The 19,682-nt window shown below is 61.0% G+C and carries 21 protein-coding genes; 12 read left to right on the forward strand and 9 right to left on the reverse strand.

Going from position 1 to position 19,682, the window contains the following annotated elements; genetic code table 11:
- The 3 genes from CQ050_RS30925 to CQ050_RS05450 are packed head-to-tail and all read right to left on the reverse strand — an operon-like array spanning window position 1 to window position 1,832.
- Window positions 1–165: a hypothetical protein gene (locus CQ050_RS30925; RefSeq protein WP_169273418.1), complete on the reverse strand. Its 165-nt coding sequence runs from the start codon at window positions 163–165 to the stop codon at window positions 1–3.
- Between the two features lie 12 nt (window positions 166–177).
- A complete protein-coding gene (locus tag CQ050_RS05445) occupies window positions 178–984 on the reverse strand; it encodes a type III pantothenate kinase (protein ID WP_105555787.1) in 807 nt (268 codons plus the stop codon).
- Complete coding sequence (locus tag CQ050_RS05450) at window positions 981–1,832, reverse strand: biotin--[acetyl-CoA-carboxylase] ligase (RefSeq protein WP_105555788.1); 852 nt, start codon at window positions 1,830–1,832, stop codon at window positions 981–983. The genes CQ050_RS05445 and CQ050_RS05450 overlap by 4 nt, the downstream gene beginning before the upstream one ends.
- A gap of 97 nt (window positions 1,833–1,929) precedes the next feature.
- On the opposite strand from CQ050_RS05450, the gene CQ050_RS05455 reads away from it, so the two are divergent.
- The 10 genes from CQ050_RS05455 (at window position 1,930) to CQ050_RS05500 (ending at window position 10,307) form a co-directional block, all read left to right on the forward strand.
- Entirely contained in the window at window positions 1,930–3,060 is a 1,131-nt protein-coding gene (locus CQ050_RS05455; protein WP_105555789.1) for an ABC transporter permease, read from the forward strand.
- Window positions 3,060–3,899 (forward strand): ABC transporter ATP-binding protein, encoded by an 840-nt coding sequence (locus tag CQ050_RS05460; RefSeq protein ID WP_105555790.1) that lies wholly within the window; start codon window positions 3,060–3,062, stop codon window positions 3,897–3,899. The genes CQ050_RS05455 and CQ050_RS05460 overlap by 1 nt, the downstream gene beginning before the upstream one ends.
- A complete protein-coding gene (locus CQ050_RS05465) occupies window positions 3,886–4,842 on the forward strand; it encodes an MlaD family protein (RefSeq protein WP_199196735.1) in 957 nt (318 codons plus the stop codon). Before CQ050_RS05460 ends, CQ050_RS05465 begins: the two co-directional genes overlap by 14 nt.
- Complete coding sequence (locus CQ050_RS05470) at window positions 4,839–5,459, forward strand: ABC-type transport auxiliary lipoprotein family protein (RefSeq protein ID WP_105555792.1); 621 nt, start codon at window positions 4,839–4,841, stop codon at window positions 5,457–5,459. Before CQ050_RS05465 ends, CQ050_RS05470 begins: the two co-directional genes overlap by 4 nt.
- 33 nt (window positions 5,460–5,492) lie before the next feature.
- Window positions 5,493–6,146 carry an alpha/beta hydrolase gene (locus CQ050_RS05475; RefSeq protein ID WP_105555793.1) on the forward strand — a complete coding sequence of 218 codons (654 nt, stop codon included), beginning with the start codon at window positions 5,493–5,495 and terminating at the stop codon, window positions 6,144–6,146.
- Window positions 6,147–6,292: 146 nt separating this feature from the next.
- Window positions 6,293–7,555 carry a D-alanyl-D-alanine carboxypeptidase family protein gene (locus tag CQ050_RS05480; RefSeq protein WP_105555794.1) on the forward strand — a complete coding sequence of 421 codons (1,263 nt, stop codon included), beginning with the start codon at window positions 6,293–6,295 and terminating at the stop codon, window positions 7,553–7,555.
- A gap of 135 nt (window positions 7,556–7,690) precedes the next feature.
- Window positions 7,691–8,557 carry a D-amino acid aminotransferase gene (locus CQ050_RS05485; protein ID WP_105555795.1) on the forward strand — a complete coding sequence of 289 codons (867 nt, stop codon included), beginning with the start codon at window positions 7,691–7,693 and terminating at the stop codon, window positions 8,555–8,557.
- Window positions 8,558–8,668: 111 nt separating this feature from the next.
- Window positions 8,669–8,941 carry a YbeD family protein gene (locus tag CQ050_RS05490; RefSeq protein ID WP_105555796.1) on the forward strand — a complete coding sequence of 91 codons (273 nt, stop codon included), beginning with the start codon at window positions 8,669–8,671 and terminating at the stop codon, window positions 8,939–8,941.
- Between the two features lie 11 nt (window positions 8,942–8,952).
- Window positions 8,953–9,591 (forward strand): lipoyl(octanoyl) transferase LipB, encoded by a 639-nt coding sequence (gene lipB / locus CQ050_RS05495; RefSeq protein ID WP_105555797.1) that lies wholly within the window; start codon window positions 8,953–8,955, stop codon window positions 9,589–9,591.
- Window positions 9,588–10,307: a tetratricopeptide repeat protein gene (locus CQ050_RS05500; protein ID WP_105555798.1), complete on the forward strand. Its 720-nt coding sequence runs from the start codon at window positions 9,588–9,590 to the stop codon at window positions 10,305–10,307. Before lipB ends, CQ050_RS05500 begins: the two co-directional genes overlap by 4 nt.
- Before the next feature lie 79 nt (window positions 10,308–10,386).
- On the opposite strand, the gene CQ050_RS05505 is transcribed toward CQ050_RS05500, so the two are convergent.
- Window positions 10,387–11,199: a substrate-binding domain-containing protein gene (locus tag CQ050_RS05505; protein ID WP_105555799.1), complete on the reverse strand. Its 813-nt coding sequence runs from the start codon at window positions 11,197–11,199 to the stop codon at window positions 10,387–10,389.
- A 306-nt stretch (window positions 11,200–11,505) separates the two neighbouring features.
- Here CQ050_RS05505 and CQ050_RS05510 point away from each other — a divergent pair, with 306 nt between their 5' ends.
- Together CQ050_RS05510 and lipA are read left to right on the forward strand one after the other, a co-directional pair.
- Window positions 11,506–12,555: a methyltransferase domain-containing protein gene (locus tag CQ050_RS05510; RefSeq protein WP_105555800.1), complete on the forward strand. Its 1,050-nt coding sequence runs from the start codon at window positions 11,506–11,508 to the stop codon at window positions 12,553–12,555.
- Window positions 12,556–12,752: 197 nt separating this feature from the next.
- Entirely contained in the window at window positions 12,753–13,757 is a 1,005-nt protein-coding gene (gene lipA / locus CQ050_RS05515) for a lipoyl synthase (RefSeq protein WP_105555801.1), read from the forward strand.
- A gap of 58 nt (window positions 13,758–13,815) precedes the next feature.
- On the opposite strand, the gene CQ050_RS05520 is transcribed toward lipA, so the two are convergent.
- The 5 genes from CQ050_RS05520 to CQ050_RS05535 all read right to left on the reverse strand — a co-directional run bounded on the left by CQ050_RS05520 (window position 13,816) and on the right by CQ050_RS05535 (window position 19,619).
- Window positions 13,816–14,991 carry a glycosyltransferase gene (locus CQ050_RS05520; RefSeq protein ID WP_105555802.1) on the reverse strand — a complete coding sequence of 392 codons (1,176 nt, stop codon included), beginning with the start codon at window positions 14,989–14,991 and terminating at the stop codon, window positions 13,816–13,818.
- Window positions 14,984–16,666 carry a hypothetical protein gene (locus CQ050_RS30655; protein ID WP_146121003.1) on the reverse strand — a complete coding sequence of 561 codons (1,683 nt, stop codon included), beginning with the start codon at window positions 16,664–16,666 and terminating at the stop codon, window positions 14,984–14,986. The genes CQ050_RS05520 and CQ050_RS30655 overlap by 8 nt, the downstream gene beginning before the upstream one ends.
- A 164-nt stretch (window positions 16,667–16,830) precedes the next feature.
- Window positions 16,831–17,916: a class I SAM-dependent methyltransferase gene (locus CQ050_RS05525; protein ID WP_158266035.1), complete on the reverse strand. Its 1,086-nt coding sequence runs from the start codon at window positions 17,914–17,916 to the stop codon at window positions 16,831–16,833.
- A gap of 128 nt (window positions 17,917–18,044) precedes the next feature.
- Window positions 18,045–18,788: an ABC transporter ATP-binding protein gene (locus tag CQ050_RS05530; protein WP_105555804.1), complete on the reverse strand. Its 744-nt coding sequence runs from the start codon at window positions 18,786–18,788 to the stop codon at window positions 18,045–18,047.
- 30 nt (window positions 18,789–18,818) lie between these two features.
- Window positions 18,819–19,619: an ABC transporter permease gene (locus CQ050_RS05535; protein WP_105555805.1), complete on the reverse strand. Its 801-nt coding sequence runs from the start codon at window positions 19,617–19,619 to the stop codon at window positions 18,819–18,821.
- Window positions 19,620–19,682: the final 63 nt, after the last annotated feature.

Below are 19,682 nucleotides of genomic sequence, written 5' to 3' on the forward strand. Positions count from 1 at the left end.
TTAAGGCGTTTTCCGCGGTACCAGCGTTACCGCGCCCGGGTTCAGCTCCTGGCTGAAACGGCGGGTGTCGCGGCCTTCGTCTTCGGGCCGCACGCCAATCCAGCCCTGGCCCAGCGCCAGTATCCACAGATTGGCCAGCAAGATCAGGATGAAGAGCACTCGCATGGCGGGCCTCGTTCAGGCGTGGGTGTCCAGGGTGGCGCGCGCCACTGCGGCCAAGCCGTCCAGGACGGGGTGATCCAGGTAGACCGGTACCGGCGCGACGCCGAACGCGCCGCCGGCATCCGCCAGCAACCGCTCGATCTCCTGGTGGACTTCGGGCCAGCCGCCGCCGGCCGCGTAGATTTGCGGGGTCTGGCCATAACGCTGGCGGCCGGCCAGCCATTGACGCACGACGGCGCCGGCCTGGGCTGCTGCGATGCCCGAGGCGATGGCTTCGTGGGTATCGACGGGGTAGGGCACGACCTGGCCATTGGCGATCGGCAAATTGGCGGTGCCGTGCGCCAGCGACGTACGCATCATGGCCGGACCGGGCAGGATCAGCCCGCCGGCGAAGACGTTGTCAGGGCCGACGGTATCGATGGTGGTGGCGGTGCCGAAGCTGGCCAGCACGAAAGGCGGGTGTGCGCCGGGCAGGCGCGACAGCACGCCCAGCAGCGAAGCCCAGCGGTCGGCGCCCAGTTGGGTCGGCACGCGATAGCTGTTGATAAGGCCCAGCGTGCTGGCTTGCGAGGGCGACCAACTGACCGCGCAACCGTGTTTTTGCAGGATGGCGGCGATGGCTGTGCCTCGGGCGTCGCCCGCCACGTTCACGCCCAAGGCGCGCAGCGGGCGGCGCGGCAGGGCAGCCAGCCAGCGATCCAGCGCATCCAGGTCCAGGCCGTCGAACGCGACGGCCGCCGGTTCGCGCGGCATGTCCGGGTTGCTGGCGTCCAGCCAACCCACTTTGAGACGGCTGTTGCCGGAGTCGATAAGAATGATCATGCTTGGCGCCGAATCGAAATTTCGCCGACCGAAATGGGTGTGGCGCCGTCGGGCGTGCCCACCAGCAGGCGGCCTTGCTCGTCCACGCCGCTGGCGGCGCCACTAAGCAGGATATCGCCTTTCTCGAGCACGTTGACCATGCGGCCGGCCAGCGCGTCCACTTGGTCGAAACGCTGCTGGAATGCCGCGAAGCCCTCGCGTTCCAGCGTCTGCACGGCTTCGTGCCAAGCGGTGGCGCTGGCGCAGACCAGATCGGCGGCGGTGGCCAGGCGGTGCGCCCGGGCCTGCACCTGCGTCCAGTCGGCGACCTCGCGGCCCAGTGCCTGGGACAGTTCCGCTGCGTCGATGAGGTTCACGCCCATGCCGATGACGACGGTGTAGCCGGCCTCGCGGCCGCCGGGGTTACGGGTGGTCTCCACCAGCACGCCCGCCAGCTTGGCGTCGTGCCATTGGACGTCGTTGGGCCATTTCATGCACAGGCCCCGAGCCTCGGGGCCGGCGACGGCGCGCAAGGCCTCGCATGCCGCCACGCCCGCTAATGGGGACAGTGCTGGCAGCTGCGCGGCCGGCAGATGGACGTCGAACGCACACGAGAACATCAGCGTGGAGCCCGACCGATTCTGCCAGGGGCGGCCCGCGCGGCCGCGGCCGGTTTCTTGCAAATGGGTGCCCAGCAGCCAGGGCTTGCCGGCGCCGGCGCCCGACCGGGCGCGGGCCAGCAGGTCGGCGTTGGTCGAGCCGGTGCTGCCTGTCCAGGCAATGTCTTGGAATACGGGCAGGCGCGAGCCTAGCTCTCGGGCCAGGGCTTCCGGCGCGGGCAGGTCGATAGGGCGGACGTGATCGGACATGGCGGCGATTGTAGGGCACGCGGCCGGCCGTCGCGGCCTTTCGGCCTTCAAGCGTTTATGATTGGCGATACATTTTTTGCATCTGTCCCCCTCCTACATGCCGCAAACCGCTTCGTCCGCGTCAACCGCCGCGCCGTTCCGCCAGGACGGGAACGCCTGCCATGTGGCGGGCGACTGGAGCGTCCTGGCGTTGGCGGAGGCGAGCGAAGTCGAACGCCGGCGGTCGGCCTTGGCCCGCGCGGTCCAGGACGGCGTGCGCTGGGACTTGCACGGCATCAGCCGGCTGGACACGATCGGCGCGTTGCTCATCTGGCAGGCCTGGGGCGAAAAGCTGCCCGAACGGGTGCGATGGTCGGCAGGCCAGCAAGACGTCTTCAATGCGCTGGCCATGAACAAGGGCGGCACCCGGGCGCCCGAGCCCAAGGCAGCGTCGTGGAGCTGGGTGCGCGCCCTGGGCGGCGCAATATTGCATGGCGCCGAAAACGGCAGGGCGCTATTGATTATGTTGGGCCAACTGATGCTGGACCTGGGTGGCATGCTGCGCCGCCCGTGGCTGGGCCCGTGGCGCGAGATTTCGGCGCAGGTGTATCGCACCGGCGCGCAGGCGCTGGGCATCACGGCGCTGGTCGGCTTCCTGATCGGGGTGGTGCTGTCGTACCTGTCGGCGCAGCAACTCCAGATGATCGGCGCCGACCGCTTCATCGTCCGGCTGCTGGGCGTGTCCATCGTGCGCGAACTCGGCCCTGTGCTGGCGGCCATCCTGGTGGCGGGCCGGTCCGGGTCGGCCATCACGGCGCAGATCGGCGTCATGCGCGTGACGCAGGAGCTGGACGCGATGCTGGTGATGGGCATTTCGCACGGGCAGCGGCTGATCCTGCCACGCGTGATCGCGCTGGCCGTGACGATGCCGCTGCTGGTGTTGTGGACGGATGCCATGGCGATTTTGGGCGGCATGCTGGCCGCGCAGATGCAGCTTGGCGTCTCGGCGCAGTGGTTCCTGACATCGCTGCCGGACGCCATCTCGCTGACCAATTACTGGATCGGCATCCTGAAGGGCGTGACCTTCGGCATCCTGATCGCCCTGATCGCCTGCCATTTCGGCCTGCGCATCCAGCCCAATACGGAAAGCCTGGGCCGCGGCACGACAACGTCGGTCGTGACGTCCATCACGGGCGTGATCCTGCTGGACGCGCTTTACGCCATCATCTTCAGCTCGGTGGGCATCTGATGAGCAGCGCCGCCCAGCATCGGTTGTTCACTGACGACAGCGTCACGGTCGAACCCGTCATCTCGGTGCGCGGGCTGCGCACCGCCTTTGGCGACCACGTGGTCCATGACAATCTGGACCTGACCGTCTTCCCGGGCGAAATCCTGGTGCTTGTGGGCGGCTCGGGCACGGGCAAGACGGTGCTGTTGCGCCAGATCATCGGCTTGGACCAGCCCGCCGCCGGCATCGTGAAAGTGCTGGGGCACTCGTTGTTCGACCTGTCGCCCGGTGAGCGCAGGCGCCTGTCTTACCGCTGGGGCATGCTGTTCCAGGCGGGGGCGCTGTTCTCGGCGCTGTCGGTGTTCGACAATGTGGCCTTGCCGCTGCGCGAGCTGCGCACGGTGCCGGAAGACCTGGTGCGCGACGTCGTCATGTGCCGGCTGGCGATGGTGGGCCTGTCGGCGCAGGACGCCGGCAAGCGGCCTTCGGACCTGTCCGGCGGCATGGTCAAGCGCGTGGCGCTGGCGCGTGCGCTGTCGCTTGACCCCGAACTGGTGTTCCTGGACGAGCCCACGGCCGGGCTGGATCCGTTGCGGTCGGACGAATTCGTGGACCTGGTGCGCAGTTTGCACCGGCAGTTGGGATTTACCGTCGTCATGGTGACGCACGATCTGGACACGCTGCTTGCGTTGGCCACGCGTGTCGCCGTGCTGGCGGACAAGCGGGTGATCGTGTGCGACACGGTGCCGGAAGTCCTGAAGGTCGATCACCCGTTCATTCACACATTCTTCCTGGGCGAACGCGGTTTGCGCGCGCTTGGGGACCTGGCGCCGAAGGGATTGCATCATGGAAAACCGTAGTCATGCGCTCATGGCCGGTATCTTTACGCTGGTCTTGCTGGCCGCCGCCGCGTTGGTGGCCGTCTGGATCGGCCGGGACCGGACCAAGCTGCAAACATACGAAATCGTGTCGGCCACGGCGGTCAGCGGGCTGAATCCGCAGTCGGCCGTCCGCTACCAGGGCGTGCCGGTCGGCAAAGTGCAGTCGCTGGCGCTGAATCCGAACAAGCCGGGCCAGGTGCGCATTCGCATCGGCGTGGCGCCGAACACGCCGATCACGGAGTCGACCTGGGCCGAACTGGGCGTGCAGGGCGTAACCGGCATGGCCAATGTGGAGCTGCGCGACGACGGTACATCGCTCAAGCGCCTGGCATCGTCGGCCGAGCATCCCGCCGCCATCCCGCTGCGCCCCGGCTTCCTCGACCGCATCGAACAGCGCGGCGGCAAGCTGATTTCGAACGTGGAAGAAGTCACCGAGCAGTTGCGCCGCGTGCTGAGCGAACAGAACGTGCAGGCGCTGACCGCCAGCCTGCAGAACGCGACCGACCTGACGCAATCGCTGAAGGAAGCCAGCCGTGGGCTGGCGCCCGCGATGGCCAAGCTGGGTCCGCTGATGGAGTCGCTGGGCAATACCTCGCGCCAGGCGGACCGCGCCGCGCGCGAGATCGCCGACCTGGCGCAGCAGTCGCGGCAGGCGCTGGCGCGGTTGAATGCGCCGGACGGACCCCTGTCGGTGGCCACGCGCAGCCTGAACGACATTGCCCTGGCTGCGGCGCGGCTGGACGGCGAGACCTTGCCCGCCGTCACCAACATGGCCGCCAACGTTAGCGCGGCAGCGCGCGGCGCGACCATCACCCTGCGCCGTGTGGACAGCACGCCGCAATCGTTCTTGTTCGGCCCGGCGCCCATCGCACCGGGACCCGGCGAAGCCGGATTCGCGGGCTTCGGGAGACAGCCAAAATGAAAATGCGTCGCACCGTTTTGATCTTCACATTAACCGTCGCCACAACGCTGGCAGGTTGCGGCATCGGGCGCGTGGGCGCGCCGCCTTCCGTGTTTGACCTGGGCCTGGACACCAAGCCCGTGCCGACGTTGCCCGCGCGCGCGCCGATCGCCCTCAGCTTGCAGGCCGTGCCGGTGTTGTCGGACACCAGCGTGATCTGGCGGGTGGGCGACAGCGCCGCGCCCAAGGCCTACGCGACATACCGCTGGGCCTCGGCGCCGTCGGAACTGGTGCGCCAGCGCATCACGGACCGCTTGTCTCGCCAGGGGGCGGTGCTGGCCGATCGGGTCAATCTGCAGATGCCGCAGCTGCAGCTGTCGCTGATGCAGTTCGAGCAGGTGTACGCCGAAGACGGCCAGTCTAGCGAGGGCCGTATCCTGTTGCAGGCCGTGCTGGTCAATGGCCGCGCGGTGATGGACCAGAAGCGCATCCAGGTGCGGGTGCCTGCGGCCACGCAGGATGCCGCGGGCGGTGTGGCGGCATTGCGGCAAGCCACCGACGAGGCCGCCGACCAGTTGGCGCAATGGCTGGCCAGCGCCGCATCCGCTCCTGCCGCCACGTCCCGGCCGGCCGGTTAACATCATTCTCTTTTTCGCCCGCTGAGTTTCGCCATGTCCGCACGTACTGATACCCACGCCTTCGCCGGGGCCGCCGGCCGCATCGACTGCGCCGTTGACTGGCCCGCCGGCACGCCGCGAGGCTGGGCGCTTGTCTTGCACCCGCACCCGCTGCAAGGCGGCGCGCGCGAGAACAAGGTCGTCACGACCCTGTCGCGCGCTTGCGTGCAGCATGGGTTGGTGGCGGTGCGCCCCAATTTCCGCGGCGTCGGCCTGTCGGAAGGCGCATTCGATAAATCGGTCGGCGAAACGCAGGACATGCTGGCCGTGGTGGCGCAGATGCGCGAGCTGCATCCGGAACTGGCCGAAGCGCCCTGGGTGTTGGCCGGATTTTCCTTTGGCACCGCGGTGGCCGCGCAGACCTACGCGGCGCTGGCCGAGGCGGGCGATACCGTGTTGCCGTCGGCGCTGATGCTGATGGGGCCAGCGGTGAACCGCTTCCAGTCACATGAAGTGCAGGTCCCCGACGATACGTTGATGGTGCACGGCGAAGAAGACGAAGTGGTGCCGCTGTCTGAAGCCATGGACTGGGCGCGGCCGCGCTCTATTCCCGTGGTGGTGGTGCCGGGCGCATCGCATTTCTTCCATGGCAAGCTTCTGGTGCTGCGCCAATTGGTACAGGCGCGCCTGAAAGTCGCGCTGGATTGACCGATCGTTGCGGCGGGGTTGCATCAGGTTGCATGATTTAAATGCGTGCGGAACCCTGTGCGGGGCGGACCGGTCCAACGGGCTGCCTATAATTGTCAGCCATTAGCCCCGCGCCGGCGGGCGTCTCTCCTGGACCCACGTTGCCGATGAAGAATTTGCCTTACTCCGCTCAATCCCCCGTTGTCTTGACCCGCCGCCTGCTTTCCGGCGCGGTGCTGTCGGCGATGCTCGCGGCCTCGATGCCGGTCTGGGCGCAACAGGCGCCTGCCGCCGCGCCCGCTGCCGCAGGCGCGACGGCGCCGGCCCCGACGGCATCCGGCGCGGTGCCGGTGGGTGACGTGTCGGCCGTGCCGGCGCCCACCATCGCGGCCAAGGCGTGGATTGTCATCGACGTGAACAGCGGCCAGACGCTGGCTGCCTCCAACCCCGATATGAAGGTCGAGCCGGCGTCGCTGACCAAGATCATGACGGCGTACGTCGTGTTCAACGCGCTGGACGAAAAGCGCCTGACGCTGGAGCAGACCGTTCCCGTGTCCGAGCACGCTTGGCGCACGGGCGGTTCGCGCATGTTCATTGAACCGCGCAAGCCCGTCACGGTCGACGAACTGAACCAGGGCATGATCGTGCAGTCGGGCAATGATGCTTCCGTGGCGCTGGCCGAAGCCGTGGGCGGCAGCGAAGCCGCCTTTGCGTCGCTGATGAACCAGGAAGCGGAACGCCTGGGCATGAAAAGCACGCACTTCATGAATGCAACCGGCTTGCCCGACCCGCAGCACATGACGTCCACACGCGACCTGGCCACCCTGTCGTCGCACCTGATCACCGATCACCCGGACTTCTTCCACTACTACAAGCAAAAGAGCTACACCTACAACAAGATCACGCAGCCCAACCGCAACCGCCTGCTGTGGGCGGATCCGTCGGTGGATGGCATGAAGACCGGCCACACCGATTCGGCCGGCTACTGCCTGGTCTCGACCGCGGTGCGCGGTGATCGGCGCATCCTGGTGGTCGTGGTGGGCACTGACAGCGAAGCTACGCGCGCCGAAGAAAGCCTGAAACTGCTGAACTGGAGCTTCCAGAACTTCGACACCGTGAAGCTGTTCGACAAGAGCCAGCCGGGCATCGATGCGCGCGTCTGGGAAGGCACGGCCGAAAACGTCAAGCTGGGTCCACCCAAGCCAGTGGCGATTGCGGTGCCCCGCGGCAAGGCCGGCGACCTGAAGCCGGTGGCGCAACGCACGGATCCGCTCATCGCCCCGTTGGCCAAGGGCCAGCAGGTCGGCACGCTGCAATTCACGCTGGACGGCAAGGTGCTGCGCACTGAACCGCTGGTGGTGCAGGACGCCGTCGAACGCGCCGGCTTCTTCGGCCGCATGGTCGACACCGTCAAGCGCTGGTTCCAGTAAACGGACAAGCGCGCGCCATGGGCGCGGCCACGGGTGTAAGCTAGCAATGGGCGTTTCGTGCGCGAAACGCCCATTTTCCATATTGGGACGGACCGGGCGGTTCGTCCCTTACTTTTGAACATTCAGGAGTGCCTCATGATTCCGGGCGTGCCGGGCGAAAGCCAGGTGTATCTCAATGGTGAGTTCCTGCGCGTGGACGAGGCCAAGGTCTCCGTTCTCGACCGCGGCTTTATTTTCGGCGACGGCATCTATGAAGTCGTCCCCGTGTACCGGGGCAAGGCGTTCCGCATGACGGAGCACCTGGATCGCCTGGATCGCAGCCTGGCCGCCTTGCGGATCGCGCAGCCGTTCGACCGCGAAGGCTGGGTCAATCTGGTCGAGCAGCTGCTGGCGCGCACGAACCTGGATACCTGCATCGTGTACCTGCAGGTGACGCGCGGCGTCGCCCGTCGCGACCACCAGTTTCCGGCCACGCCGGTCACGCCCACCGTGTTCGGCATGATTTCCGCGTGGGCGCCGCCGCCGGCCGCGCAACGCGCCCAGGGCCTGACGGCCATCAGCATTCCCGACGAACGCTGGCTGCATTGCGAGATCAAGTCCGTGTCCCTGTTGGGCAACGTGTTGGCCAAGCAGCAGGCCGTGGACGCCAATGCCGACGAGGTCGTGCAGTTCCGCGACGGTTACCTGACCGAGGGCTCATCCACCAACATCTGGGTGGTCTCGGGCGGCAAGTTGCTGGCGCCGCCAAAGAACAACCTGATCCTGGAAGGCATCCGCTATGGCCTGATGGGCGAACTGGCGGCCCAGGCGGGCGTCCGGTTCGAGGCACGCCGTATCACGCAGGAAGAAGTGGAATCCGCTGATGAATTGATGCTGTCGTCGGCCACGAAGGAAGTGCTGGCGATCGTTTCACTGGACGGGAAACCGGTCGGCTCCGGCAAGCCCGGCCCTGTTTTCCAGCAATTACGCGCGGGTTATGATGCCCGCATCGCCGCGCTGTAAACCGTTGTTCCGGGCGGCCCTCGGGCCGCCCAGCAGCCGGCGGGCACTTGCCAACGCCCCGTTTGCCCCCATATAAGAACATTCAGGGGCAACTACTACTCCAGGCAAATCATGCATATTCCGCCCGAAGACTCGCTTATCGAATACCCCAGTGACTTCCCCATCAAGGTCATGGGCAAGCACCACCCCGAATTCGCGCAGACGCTGACTGAAGTCGTATTGAAGTTCGACCCGGGCTTCGACGCCGCGACGGTCGAGATGCGTCCCAGCAAGGGCGGCAACTACATGGGCCTGACCTTCACCGTGCGCGCGACCTCGCGCGAACAGTTGGACAGCCTCTATCAGGCGCTGCACGGCCATCCGATGGTGTCCATCGTTCTGTAAGCAGGAATGCCGTGATCAAGTGGCTCGCGGGGCCGGCGGACTATCTGCCGGTCTGGCAGGATATGCAGGCGTACACCAACCAGCGCGGCGCCGATACGCCTGACGAAATCTGGTTGTGCGAGCACGCGCCGGTTTATACATTGGGGCAGGCCGGCCTGCCCCAGCATGTGCTGAACCCCGGCAATATCCCCATCGTCCATTGCGACCGCGGCGGCCAAGTGACCTATCACGGGCCTGGCCAGGTGATGGCGTACGCGTTGTTCGACCTGCGCCGCATGGACATGTACGTGAAGGAATACGTCAACTTGCTGGAAGGCGCGGTCATCGACACGCTGACCCAGCACGGCATCGACGGCGCTTGCCGCAAGCCCGGCGCGCCGGGCGTGTATGTGCCGGACCCCGACGGCGGCGAACTGGCCAAGATCGCCGCGCTGGGCATCAAGATCCGCAACGGGCGCGCCTATCACGGGGTTTCGCTGAACGTGGCGATGGATCTGGCGCCTTTCCTGGGCATCAATCCCTGTGGCTACGAAGGCCTGCGCACCGTCGATATGGCGGCCTGTGGCGTGCGGCGTGCGCCTGCTGGCGTGGGCGACGTGCTGGCGCAGAATCTGGCGGCCGCCTGGCGCCGCGCAAGGAATCCCGCATGAAGACCTACAGCGCCGCCGACGTTGCCGCGACATCCCCCGAACAACTGGCGCGCTTGCGTGAAGGGGCGGCTGAAGACTATGCCGCCTGGATCCGGGCGGCCGCCGAACTCGGGCTGGTCGAAGCGCAGACCATCTACGGGCAGATGCTGCTGGACGGCGTGGGCGTCGACAGCCAGCCTGAAGAGGGCTTGGCGTGGTTCAAGCGGGCCGCCAACGCCGACCACCCGATGGCCATCAATATGGTGGGCCGCTGCTACGAGAATGGCTGGGGCGTGCCGCGCGACGATACGGTGGCGGCCTACTGGTTCCGGCTGGCCGCCGACCGTGGCCTGGACTGGGGCATGTACAACTATGCCCACATGCTGCGCAGCGGCCGGGGCGGCGTCACGCAGAACAAGGCCGCGGCGCTGGCGCTGTATCAGCAGGCGGCGCAGACCGGCCACGTGAAATCGATCGGCGTGGTCGGCCGCTTCTACGAAGCGGGCGATGTCGTGGAGCAAGACATGGCGCGCGCATTCGACTGCTACCAACGCTGCGCGGAAGGCGGCGATTTCCGGGGTATGTTCCATCTGGGCCGCCTGCTGCTGTTACGTGGCCAGAAACAGGAAGCGGTGCAGTGGCTGGTCCGCGTGCCCGAGACGTCCACGCCGGCGTTCTTGAAGGAAGCCAACGTCATGCTTCAGGACTGCGGCTTCCCGGCGCTATACGAGGCCTGACGGCGCGCGCTATTGCCGCGGCAGGGACCGCACCGCCGCGAAGGCGGGAATGCGTCATGGCGGCGGCGGAAATGCCTTCCTACGTGCTCAGGCGGGTTTCGAAGACGGCTTCCAACGTGTCGCCTTGGCCGGTGCCCTGGACGCCAGCCAGTCTATCCAGCAGCAATTGAGCGGCTCGCCTGCCCAGATCGGCGGCGTCCACGCCTAGCGTGGTCAGCCCTTGCGCCCATTGGGCCGCGCTGCCGTCGTCCGTGAACCCCAGCACTGCCAGGTCTTGCGGCACGTGAAGGTCGCGGTTGTGCGCTTCGGATACTGCCGCGGCGGCCAGCAGGTCCGACGTGCAGAATACCGCGTCGAAGATCGTATTCGTGGCCAATAGCCGCAAGAAGGCCATGCGGCCATCATTCATCTGCTGCACCTCGGGCTGCACGATATCGGCGACCCGGTCCAGGCCCAGCGCGGCCGCCGCGCTGAGGAAGCCGTCGCGCCGCGCGCGTTCCCAGGGATTGTCCGCGCTGATGCAGGCCACCAGCGCATGGCGCTTTTCGGCCAGATGGCGGGCCGCCATGCGGCCGGCTTCTTCGTTGTCGATCACGACCGCGCTATCTAGCGGCCGGGTCGAGGCGCTCCAGGTTTCCACCACCGGTATTTCCAGCCCCGCCAGGCCGGCCCGTAGCGCAGGCTCGTCCAGGGGGCCGATGACCAGCGCCGCAGCCGGGCGCAGGACGGCCAACTGGGGCAGCATGGCGGCATCGTGCCAGGGGCCGGCGGCCAGGTAGTAGCCGGCGGGCGCCAGCCGTTCGGCGCAAGCCTGGATGGCGCGGCCGGCAGGCCCGGCATCCAGGCGGGGCGCGATGAGCGCGACGGGGCGCAGCATAGGCAGGGAAGACATGGGGAATTTCAGGGGATTCGTCAGGCGTGACGATAACCCAGTCGGACGGGAAAAGAGGGCGGCTTCCAAGGGCCGAAGGAAATTCTAGAGAGTATGAGAATCCCGGTGTTTATACACTCTTTACGCGATCCAGATGTCGTCCAATCCCGGGTATGGAGATGGGCAAAGTAAGACGTACGGGCGATTTGGGGCGTTAATCGTATGCGCTGTAGCCTAAAAATCTGGAAGGGGCAGTAAAAATTCACCAAGAGGGGGTAATATCGAAAACGACTATTTTAGATCGCTGTTCGACCAGGAATCGAAAAAATGGACCGTCGCCAAAAGATTGTGTCAGGGATCGACTTGCGAAATTCGGTTGGCATTGAGATAGGAGCGCTGGATAAGCCTATCGTGAGAAGAGCCGATGGGGAAATCATCTACGTGGATTTTTCGACAACAGAGGATCTTATAAAAAAGTACCACAGTGATCCTTCTGTAAATATAGAAAATATTGTCGACGTTAATGCGATCTGGGGAAAGAACACGCTGCTTCAGGCGATCGGCGGGAAAAAAGTTGACTACATTGTCGCTTCCCACGTCATCGAACATGTGCCTGACCTTATTACATGGCTCGCGGAATTGAGAGAGTCTTTGAATTCCAATGGGTCCATTCGCTTGGCCATCCCTGACCGACGGTTTACTTTTGACTACCTCCGTCACGAGACTCAACTGAAGGATGTCCTGGCCGCCTATGCGGTTAAGGCGCGAGTGCCGCAACCCCAACAGCTATTGGATCATCTGCTAGGCACGTCGGTCGTTGATATAGTTGCAGCATGGGAAGGGAAAATTGACCCGGCTTGCCTAAAAAAGCATGCCACGGTTCCGCAGGCGCTCAATACAACGCAAGACATGATTACCAACGGAACATATCACGATGTTCACTGTTGGATATTTACCCCACTGTCCTTTGCGCAACTCTTTTTAGAGCTGGCAGAAAATGGGCTGGTTAATTTGGCTTGTGATAATTTCACCGAAACACAAGAATATACATACGAATTTTTTGTGTCCCTGAAACCCTCTGACGACAAACAGTATATCGTTGAAAGCTGGGTCAGAATGATTGAAGCAGTCAACGACCATATTCCTGGTTCTTCGTCGCAGCAACTTGTCGTAGCTAACAAGCAGATTGAGACGCTGCGAGGGGAGCTTAAGGAAGAAATGAGGAAGAGATTGCTTTCGGAAGACATGACAAAGGAAGTTCGGTCCATGCTGCATCATGCTGAGAACCAAATACACGCACTGAAGGGTTCCACAAGCTGGAGAGTCACCTCTCCCCTCAGAGTGGTTGGAAATCTCATTCGAAGGCAGTGGCGCTAATCTGCCTGACTGGCTAGGTGTCTCTGGGATCGTTGTTGGGCGGCGTATTAGATGCGGGAGCTTTCAGACAGCCCGCCAAGGCGGTTCACGCACGCAGCAGGGCGGATACGTTGGACGCAGATTCGTCCGGTAAAGGGTAAAATGCCTTCTTTTGTCCCATACCCGGCCGTCCTGCGCGCCGGTCATGAAGGTGTCCCATGTCTACGCTCGCCGAGTCTCCTGTGCCCTCGAACGAATCCGCCGCCGCGCCCGCTGACGCGGCCTACGATCCGACTCAGAAGCAGAAATCCCAGGCCAAGACGGCGCGCATCCCGATCAAGATTGTTCCGGCCGAACGTCTCAAGAAGCCCGAGTGGATCCGCGTGAAGGCCGCCGCGCCCGGCTCGCGCTTCTACGACATTAAGCGCATCCTGCGGGAGCACAATCTGCACACGGTGTGCGAAGAAGCCTCGTGCCCGAACATCGGCGAGTGCTTCGGCAAGGGCACGGCCACGTTCATGATCATGGGCGACAAGTGCACGCGCCGCTGCCCGTTCTGTGACGTGGGCCACGGGCGCCCCGATCCGCTGGACACCAAGGAACCCGAGAACCTGGCGCGCACCATCGCCGCGTTGAAGCTGTCTTACGTCGTGATCACGTCCGTCGACCGCGACGATCTGCGCGACGGCGGCGCCGCCCATTTCGTGGATTGCATCACGCACATCCGCGAACTGTCGCCCACCACCCGTATCGAAGTGCTGGTGCCCGACTTCCGCGGCCGCCTGGACCGCGCGCTGGCCATCCTGAACGCCGGCCCTCCGGACGTCATGAACCACAACCTTGAAACCGTGCCGCGTCTGTACAAGCAGGCCCGTCCGGGTTCGGATTACATGCATTCGCTCAAGCTGCTGGCCGAGTTCAAGAAGTTGCACCCGGAAGTGCCCACGAAGTCAGGTCTGATGCTGGGTTTGGGCGAGACGGACGAAGAAATCCTGCAAGTGATGCGCGACATGCGCGAGCACAATGTGGATATGTTGACGATTGGCCAGTATCTGCAGCCGTCGGAGCACCATCTGCCGGTGCTGCGGTACGTGCACCCGGACACGTTTGCTATGTTCGAGCGTGAGGCTTATGCGATGGGATTCTCACATGCTGCTGTGGGCGCCATGGTTCGGTCTTCGTACCATGCGGATGAACAGGCGCATGCCGCCGGAGTTAATTGAGGGGCCTTCAAGCCTTCGGGCTTGCAGCGATGTCTGCAGAGTTTTCGTGTGGCAGGGGCTATGTCCGAACAACGACCTCAGCGATTGCCTCTGAAAACTGATCCCAGCCGTAGTTGCGTCGTGCTTCTTCAAATGCAGAAGTTGCCATGTTGGAATATTGGCCTGCAGCTAATAAATCAAGTGCTGCCTCGATCTTATCGCTCCATTCATGGGATTTGGCCAAATACCCAGTCTCGCCGTCTCTTATGGCTTTTGAATAGGTATAGGTAGGGGTGGCAATAGTCACCGTGCCGGCGATAGCCGCTTCAAAATACTTCAGCTCTGATTTGCAATTCGTGAATTCATTATCAAGCAAAGGAACGATATTGATTTCAACGCTACCGATCAGACGCTGAAGATTGACATAGTCCTGCATTGGAAAGTAGTCAATACGATCCCGGAATAATTCCAGATGCTCGCCAGGTTCGATATACCCGACGAGCAGTAAGCGTATGTTCTGATGGCGCTTCATAGCCATGGAGATGGCGGGTGCTGCCAGATTGAAGTCCCGCCGGTGGCTGGGTGAACCGCTGAAGTAGCCAATCGAGACAGCATTTACGGATGAGAACCCGGATAGCTGTTTGAGCCGATATATTTCCTCAGAATAATTCTGTTGAACGCGATTTAGAAAATTCGGAATAACGGCGGTAGGCTTGTCGGGAAAGTGTTCATTCAATTGAGCGGCCAAATAGGCATTCGTCAAAATTGCGCCGTCGCACAAGCGAAGCATTTCGGCCAGACGCGAGACATAGGCATACCAGTAGTTCAGTTGCTCGCCTTCCCGGTATTCACCGACGGTGTCGATGAGAAGGGGCAGCTTCTGCGTACTGAAAACTAGATCGTCAACGTCAAACAGCACGCGTACGCCATGCAAGTTGGCAAGCCGAACCAATTGCACGAGCTGTGGTGAATAGCGTGTACGGCAAATTACCAGCGTCGTGCAATCTGATATGACCTGCATCACCTGCTCGATTTCATCTTTATAAAACCAAGCCGCTGAAATACTCGAGGCGGGCGCGCTATTCAGGCTGTCGACCATGTTGAACACGCGGTAGCGAAAGGTGCTGTTGTCGCGACCCTCATACAGATAAACCACACGAACTTTCTTTCGATAGAGCAGACGAACGCGATCGGAGCAAGGGATATCCCAGGGATCGGAATAGTCGTACGGCTTTACTTGGAGAAGGCTAAACATGGAGGGCGCGAATTCGGTTGGAAAGAAAGTCGATGGAGCCGGCCAATGCAGTATTCCAGTCGGTCTGGATTGAGGCCGCTCTCATATTCTCGATCCTTGTCGACTCGCTGATACTTATCGCTTGCCGTATCCCCTCAACCAAAGCTTCCACTGTGGGTGGAACGCAGACGATATTCTTCGAATAGGAAGAAAGATCGGTCTTGATACCTGAAGAATTGGTAACTGCGACAGCGCCCGAGCACGCCAGATCTAGCGGCGGATAGCTTGGGTGCGGAGTATCCATCAACGTCAATCCCACATCGATGGTTCGAAGTAATTCGGAATAATCGCCCCATCCCATCTGCTGGTGGAAATAAATATCGGGATTGCCAGGGAGTGTGCCGTTGGGTAAGTCCTTCCCTGCAAAATGAAATTCCCACTCCTTTGGATCCAGAATCCCCTGCAACAATGATTGTGTGATGACCTCAAGCCCACGCAGGTAAAGATTGCGCAGATTATTAGGTCTGCCGTAAAAGAAAAAACGACGTTTTCCGGGCGGTCGTGGTCCATTGGTCGGACGCATGCTCGGGAAAGCAGGTTCAAAATATGTTGATCTGTCGGCTAAGCCGGCAATCGGATTGGGGCCCTGCGTCAGGTGACGCTGAAGCAATCGGGTATTGAGGGCGAACACGATTTTGTCGTCGCTCAATACCTCTTCACATCGAATGCGTTCATCCCCATAGCCATAGAACATGCGTTCGTCTTCTTGCAGCAGGTAAATCATCTGCTCCGATGCAATCGATTTTCGGACGCTCGCTGTAGTCCACCAAGATGTAGTGATGAAGACGTCATCTTCCCGACGTAGGGGCACGTAGTGTCCAGAAGTCGGTGCGGATTCCAGCATGGTCAATTCACCAGTGAATTGCACTTGGTTGAGCTCGAGTAGTCGACGAACGACGTCCGTGTCACCATCGCTAATGCGTGTGATGAGTCTAAGCTCGGCACCTTTCTTTTGGGCGATGCTTGCGGCAAGTACTAGTGCCGTCGCGACGCCGCCAAAGAGAGAGGCGGGGCCTATGCTGTCGGTGACTACATTGATACGCAGGCCGCGCGAAAAATCGTCCATAACGCGCATCGGCGCGAGGTGAGCCAAACGTGCTTGCAGGACGTCTTCGAATGAAATGGTCGGAAGAATCGGCCTCACCTCACCGAATTTTCGAATTTTCCTGCCTTCACGACGGCCTGCAATCTCAAAATGGACAAGAGGATTCAAATGAGCCGCAGCGACGTCAGGGTGATCCAACAAGTATTGCTTCGAATCAAAATCATCACCAGGCTGTGTGCACTCTTGCCAATGGACGGCGTAATGTTCGGCGGCTTTACGACGAGTGGAGCCCGGTAGATACGCTCTCGAATAGGCCTGATGATCGAATAGCGGGGAACTTTCGATGAGCTTGGTGTCGCGACGAAGTAGTGACTTGGCACGGTGTCGATGCACTATGCGCCGAAGTGCCTTCATCAGGAGGGTGGAAAAGTTCGGGTTTGCCGCTCCAACTACGTGAACCGGCTGTGTCCTCTTCGCGGCATCTAACTGCTTCTGGAGGTCTGCACAGCGTTGATACGCAGCTTCAAGCTCACGTCGGTGCCATGCCTGTTGGTCTTCGGAACGCAGGCGTGAAGGTTCGGCTTTCGTCATGGATATCCCGTCAGTGGCCTCGGAGCCTGCCATGCCAAACGACGGAACTGATTGCGAAATAGTAGAATTATTAGGCATTATGTCTGCACGAATGGCGTGGATATACGAATTTGAATGACGCTGGCAAACAGGCTCGTACGGCTAACAACGAACTAAAGTGTAGATTACTTGAATATTCGCCGACAAAGTGCAGCAATCTGGCGTAGAGGCGTTGTCAATCGCCAACTTTTCGATCGGAGTAACGCTGCATTTACCTCTTCCGCCGCATCCGCCCTTCCTTGCTGCATGCGAAGTGCGTCTTGAAGATCCTGCGCCAACTTGCTCATGCGCCCGATTTCCTTGGTGTTTTCCCGTATTTTTTTGTCCCGGTCCAACAGCGCTACTTCTGCAGCATGTAGCGATTGCTCCGTTCGTAATACGGACTCGGCGGGTGGCGCCGAGCGTGTGGACCAGGGGTTGTTCGCCTGCGGTGGAACATCTTGGCGGCTGTATCGAGTTTGGTGCAGGGAGCCGTGTCCTTGAATGACCAATTCTTCATCGCCTGCAACGATTCGTTGGCCGAGCGCGTTGCTGGCTTCGGGTTGTTTGCGAATGACACATATCGAGTTTATGAACTCAATGGACCGTATTTCGGACAATGATCCAGGCTGAATCGTACAGCCATGGTGAGAAAGTATGCCATTCAACAGGCCAAGGCGATCCGGCGTGTCTACGCCCCAGTGCTCGAAATTCAGGATATCGATCAACAGCTTAAAAAAGGATATCGAAGAGTAGGGATCGAACAGACCACCTTCAAAATCTTTCCAATAGCTGCAGTGGAGGTCCTCGGCGATAAATGTGCCGCCTTGCGCTAATACGGGAAAGTACAGGCAGAACGACTTGATAATGTCCCCGGAACTATGGGAGCCGTCATCGATAATGATGTCGAACGTCGCGGATTCATTAATAATCGTGGCGTATGTTTCGATTGCATTTGCATCTCCTACGATTACCCGCGTATTCGGGTCAACGTAGCGGAGAGCCGCACAATCGGGATTTATATCGCAGCCGACGAGCTTGCTGGCATTAGGAAAGTACTTGGGCCAGATTTCCAGTGAGCCGCCATTCTGGATGCCGATTTCGAGAAGTCGGACGGACTTTTCACGGTACGGGTCTAGTATCCTCCCGTATTCTTCCAGATAAATCTCCCACTTATCCGAAACCTTGCCGGTATGGACGTCATACAAATGCCGCAGCGAGTCTGTAGTCATTATTCCCTTCGGCGTGCGTGGATACTGGTTCCGCTGCGAATGTCTGCGCACGATTCGCCGCTGACTGTTCACTCGAAAAAAACCTGGACTATATTGATAAAACGCTATGCGAACTCGATCGTGCTGGCTTAGTGGCCAAAATATGCTTGAGTGACTTCGTCTGGTGTGCCATCCATCTTGATCTTGCCATGCTCCAGCCAGATGGCTCGATTGCATGTCTCTTTGACCAGCTCCCGCGAGTGGCTGGCAATCACCAGGATATGGGTGGATTCGACCAGTTCGTTCATCCGCGCCTCTGCGCGCACTCGAAATCCTTCGTCGCCAACGGAAAGCCATTCATCCATCAGCAATATTTCCGGCCGGATGATGGTTGATACCGAAAAAGCCAAGCGCAGATGCATGCCGGAAGAGTATGTCCGCACCGGCATATCGATGAAATCACCCAACTCCGAGAAGTCTATGATTTCCTCGAGTTTCGCGTTTATGTTCGCCCGTGTCAGGCCGAGCAGGGCGCCTCGAAGGTAAATGTTCTCACGCCCGGTGGCTTCAGGGTCAATGCCGAAACTCACATCGATGAGAGAGCCTATTTCGCCCTTGATCGCGGCGCGGCCACTTGACGGTTCATATACGCCGCTCAACAACCGCAGCAGCGTGCTCTTACCGGCGCCGTTATGCCCCAGCAAGCCGACGCGGTCGCCGTCCTTGATGGTCAAAGTCAGGTCTTCTAGCGCGCGGATAATGACCCGGCCGCTCGCATTGGCGCTAATCTGGCCGCCAGTGGCTACCTGAAAGAGCCTTTTTTTCAGCGAACGTGCGCTCGCGTTGTAGATCGGAAAGTCGACACAAACCTGGTCGAATACGATGGAAGCCATAATCTGTTTGTCTTGGATGAACGGTATGTCTTATAGCCAGTAAGCAATGCGACGGCGATAGCGCCCGAAGAGCATGAGGGTAACTATCCAGCCAACAACGGCGATGGCAATCGACACTAACCAATTGGTGAGGGAGGGCTCCTTGCCCAACAGGGGAGCACGTACGATCTCAATGAAATGGTAGAAGGGGTTCAAATCCAACATGTATGCGCCCGCGCGGGACGGCAGCAAGCTCGGCAACCACATGATCGGGGTGAGATAGAACACCACCTGAAGAAAACTGGAAATAATCTGGGGAATATCGCGGTAACGGGTGCAGATAACGCCTAGGAAGATGGCGATCCAGCTCAGGTTCATCATTAGCAGGAACAATCCCGGTATCGCTACCACCGCATCCCAAGTTGGCGCTTTTTGCACAGCAATGAGCACCAGCGGAAAGATGACAACATTGTGCGCGAGAATGATGAGATTCCGCCAGATAACGCGGAATATGTGCACGCTCAGGGGGATGGGCAACTGTTTGATCACGGCTTCGCCCGCGATGAAGCCACTGCATCCCTCCGTGATGACCGTAGAGATAAAGCCCCATAGAATCAAGCCGATCGATAGGAACGGGAGGAATTCGTCCATGGGCGATTTGAAGATCTGCCCGAACACGATACCAATCGTGGCTATCATGACGCCCATGCTGATGGTGAGCCAGAAGGCACCGATCGAGGAGCGGCGATAGCGCTGGCGCACATCCTGCCAGCCTAGGGTACCGATCAGGGAAAAACGTTTTAGCGCTGACGTGATGTCTTGCACGGCGCCCGCGGCGGATTGGTTCGACATAAACAGAAGGGTCTATCTATAAGTAGTCAATCGATGAGATGCTGGCGCTGCGAATCGCAGGGG

The sequence above is a fragment of the Achromobacter sp. MYb9 genome (assembly GCF_002975275.1).
GTDB lineage: Bacteria > Pseudomonadota > Gammaproteobacteria > Burkholderiales > Burkholderiaceae_B > Achromobacter.

Coding starts and splice junctions, on each gene's coding strand:
- CQ050_RS30925 (WP_169273418.1), bottom strand. CDS start 165: ATGCGAGTGCTCTTCATCCTGATCTTGCTGGCCAATCTGTGGATACTG.
- CQ050_RS05445 (WP_105555787.1), bottom strand. CDS start 984: ATGATCATTCTTATCGACTCCGGCAACAGCCGTCTCAAAGTGGGTTGG.
- CQ050_RS05450 (WP_105555788.1), bottom strand. CDS start 1,832: ATGTCCGATCACGTCCGCCCTATCGACCTGCCCGCGCCGGAAGCCCTG.
- CQ050_RS05455 (WP_105555789.1), top strand. CDS start 1,930: ATGCCGCAAACCGCTTCGTCCGCGTCAACCGCCGCGCCGTTCCGCCAG.
- CQ050_RS05460 (WP_105555790.1), top strand. CDS start 3,060: ATGAGCAGCGCCGCCCAGCATCGGTTGTTCACTGACGACAGCGTCACG.
- CQ050_RS05465 (WP_199196735.1), top strand. CDS start 3,886: ATGGAAAACCGTAGTCATGCGCTCATGGCCGGTATCTTTACGCTGGTC.
- CQ050_RS05470 (WP_105555792.1), top strand. CDS start 4,839: ATGAAAATGCGTCGCACCGTTTTGATCTTCACATTAACCGTCGCCACA.
- CQ050_RS05475 (WP_105555793.1), top strand. CDS start 5,493: ATGTCCGCACGTACTGATACCCACGCCTTCGCCGGGGCCGCCGGCCGC.
- CQ050_RS05480 (WP_105555794.1), top strand. CDS start 6,293: ATGAAGAATTTGCCTTACTCCGCTCAATCCCCCGTTGTCTTGACCCGC.
- CQ050_RS05485 (WP_105555795.1), top strand. CDS start 7,691: ATGATTCCGGGCGTGCCGGGCGAAAGCCAGGTGTATCTCAATGGTGAG.
- CQ050_RS05490 (WP_105555796.1), top strand. CDS start 8,669: ATGCATATTCCGCCCGAAGACTCGCTTATCGAATACCCCAGTGACTTC.
- CQ050_RS05500 (WP_105555798.1), top strand. CDS start 9,588: ATGAAGACCTACAGCGCCGCCGACGTTGCCGCGACATCCCCCGAACAA.
- CQ050_RS05505 (WP_105555799.1), bottom strand. CDS start 11,199: ATGTCTTCCCTGCCTATGCTGCGCCCCGTCGCGCTCATCGCGCCCCGC.
- CQ050_RS05510 (WP_105555800.1), top strand. CDS start 11,506: ATGGACCGTCGCCAAAAGATTGTGTCAGGGATCGACTTGCGAAATTCG.
- lipA (WP_105555801.1), top strand. CDS start 12,753: ATGTCTACGCTCGCCGAGTCTCCTGTGCCCTCGAACGAATCCGCCGCC.
- CQ050_RS05520 (WP_105555802.1), bottom strand. CDS start 14,991: ATGTTTAGCCTTCTCCAAGTAAAGCCGTACGACTATTCCGATCCCTGG.
- CQ050_RS30655 (WP_146121003.1), bottom strand. CDS start 16,666: ATGACGAAAGCCGAACCTTCACGCCTGCGTTCCGAAGACCAACAGGCA.
- CQ050_RS05525 (WP_158266035.1), bottom strand. CDS start 17,916: ATGACTACAGACTCGCTGCGGCATTTGTATGACGTCCATACCGGCAAG.
- CQ050_RS05530 (WP_105555804.1), bottom strand. CDS start 18,788: ATGGCTTCCATCGTATTCGACCAGGTTTGTGTCGACTTTCCGATCTAC.
- CQ050_RS05535 (WP_105555805.1), bottom strand. CDS start 19,619: ATGTCGAACCAATCCGCCGCGGGCGCCGTGCAAGACATCACGTCAGCG.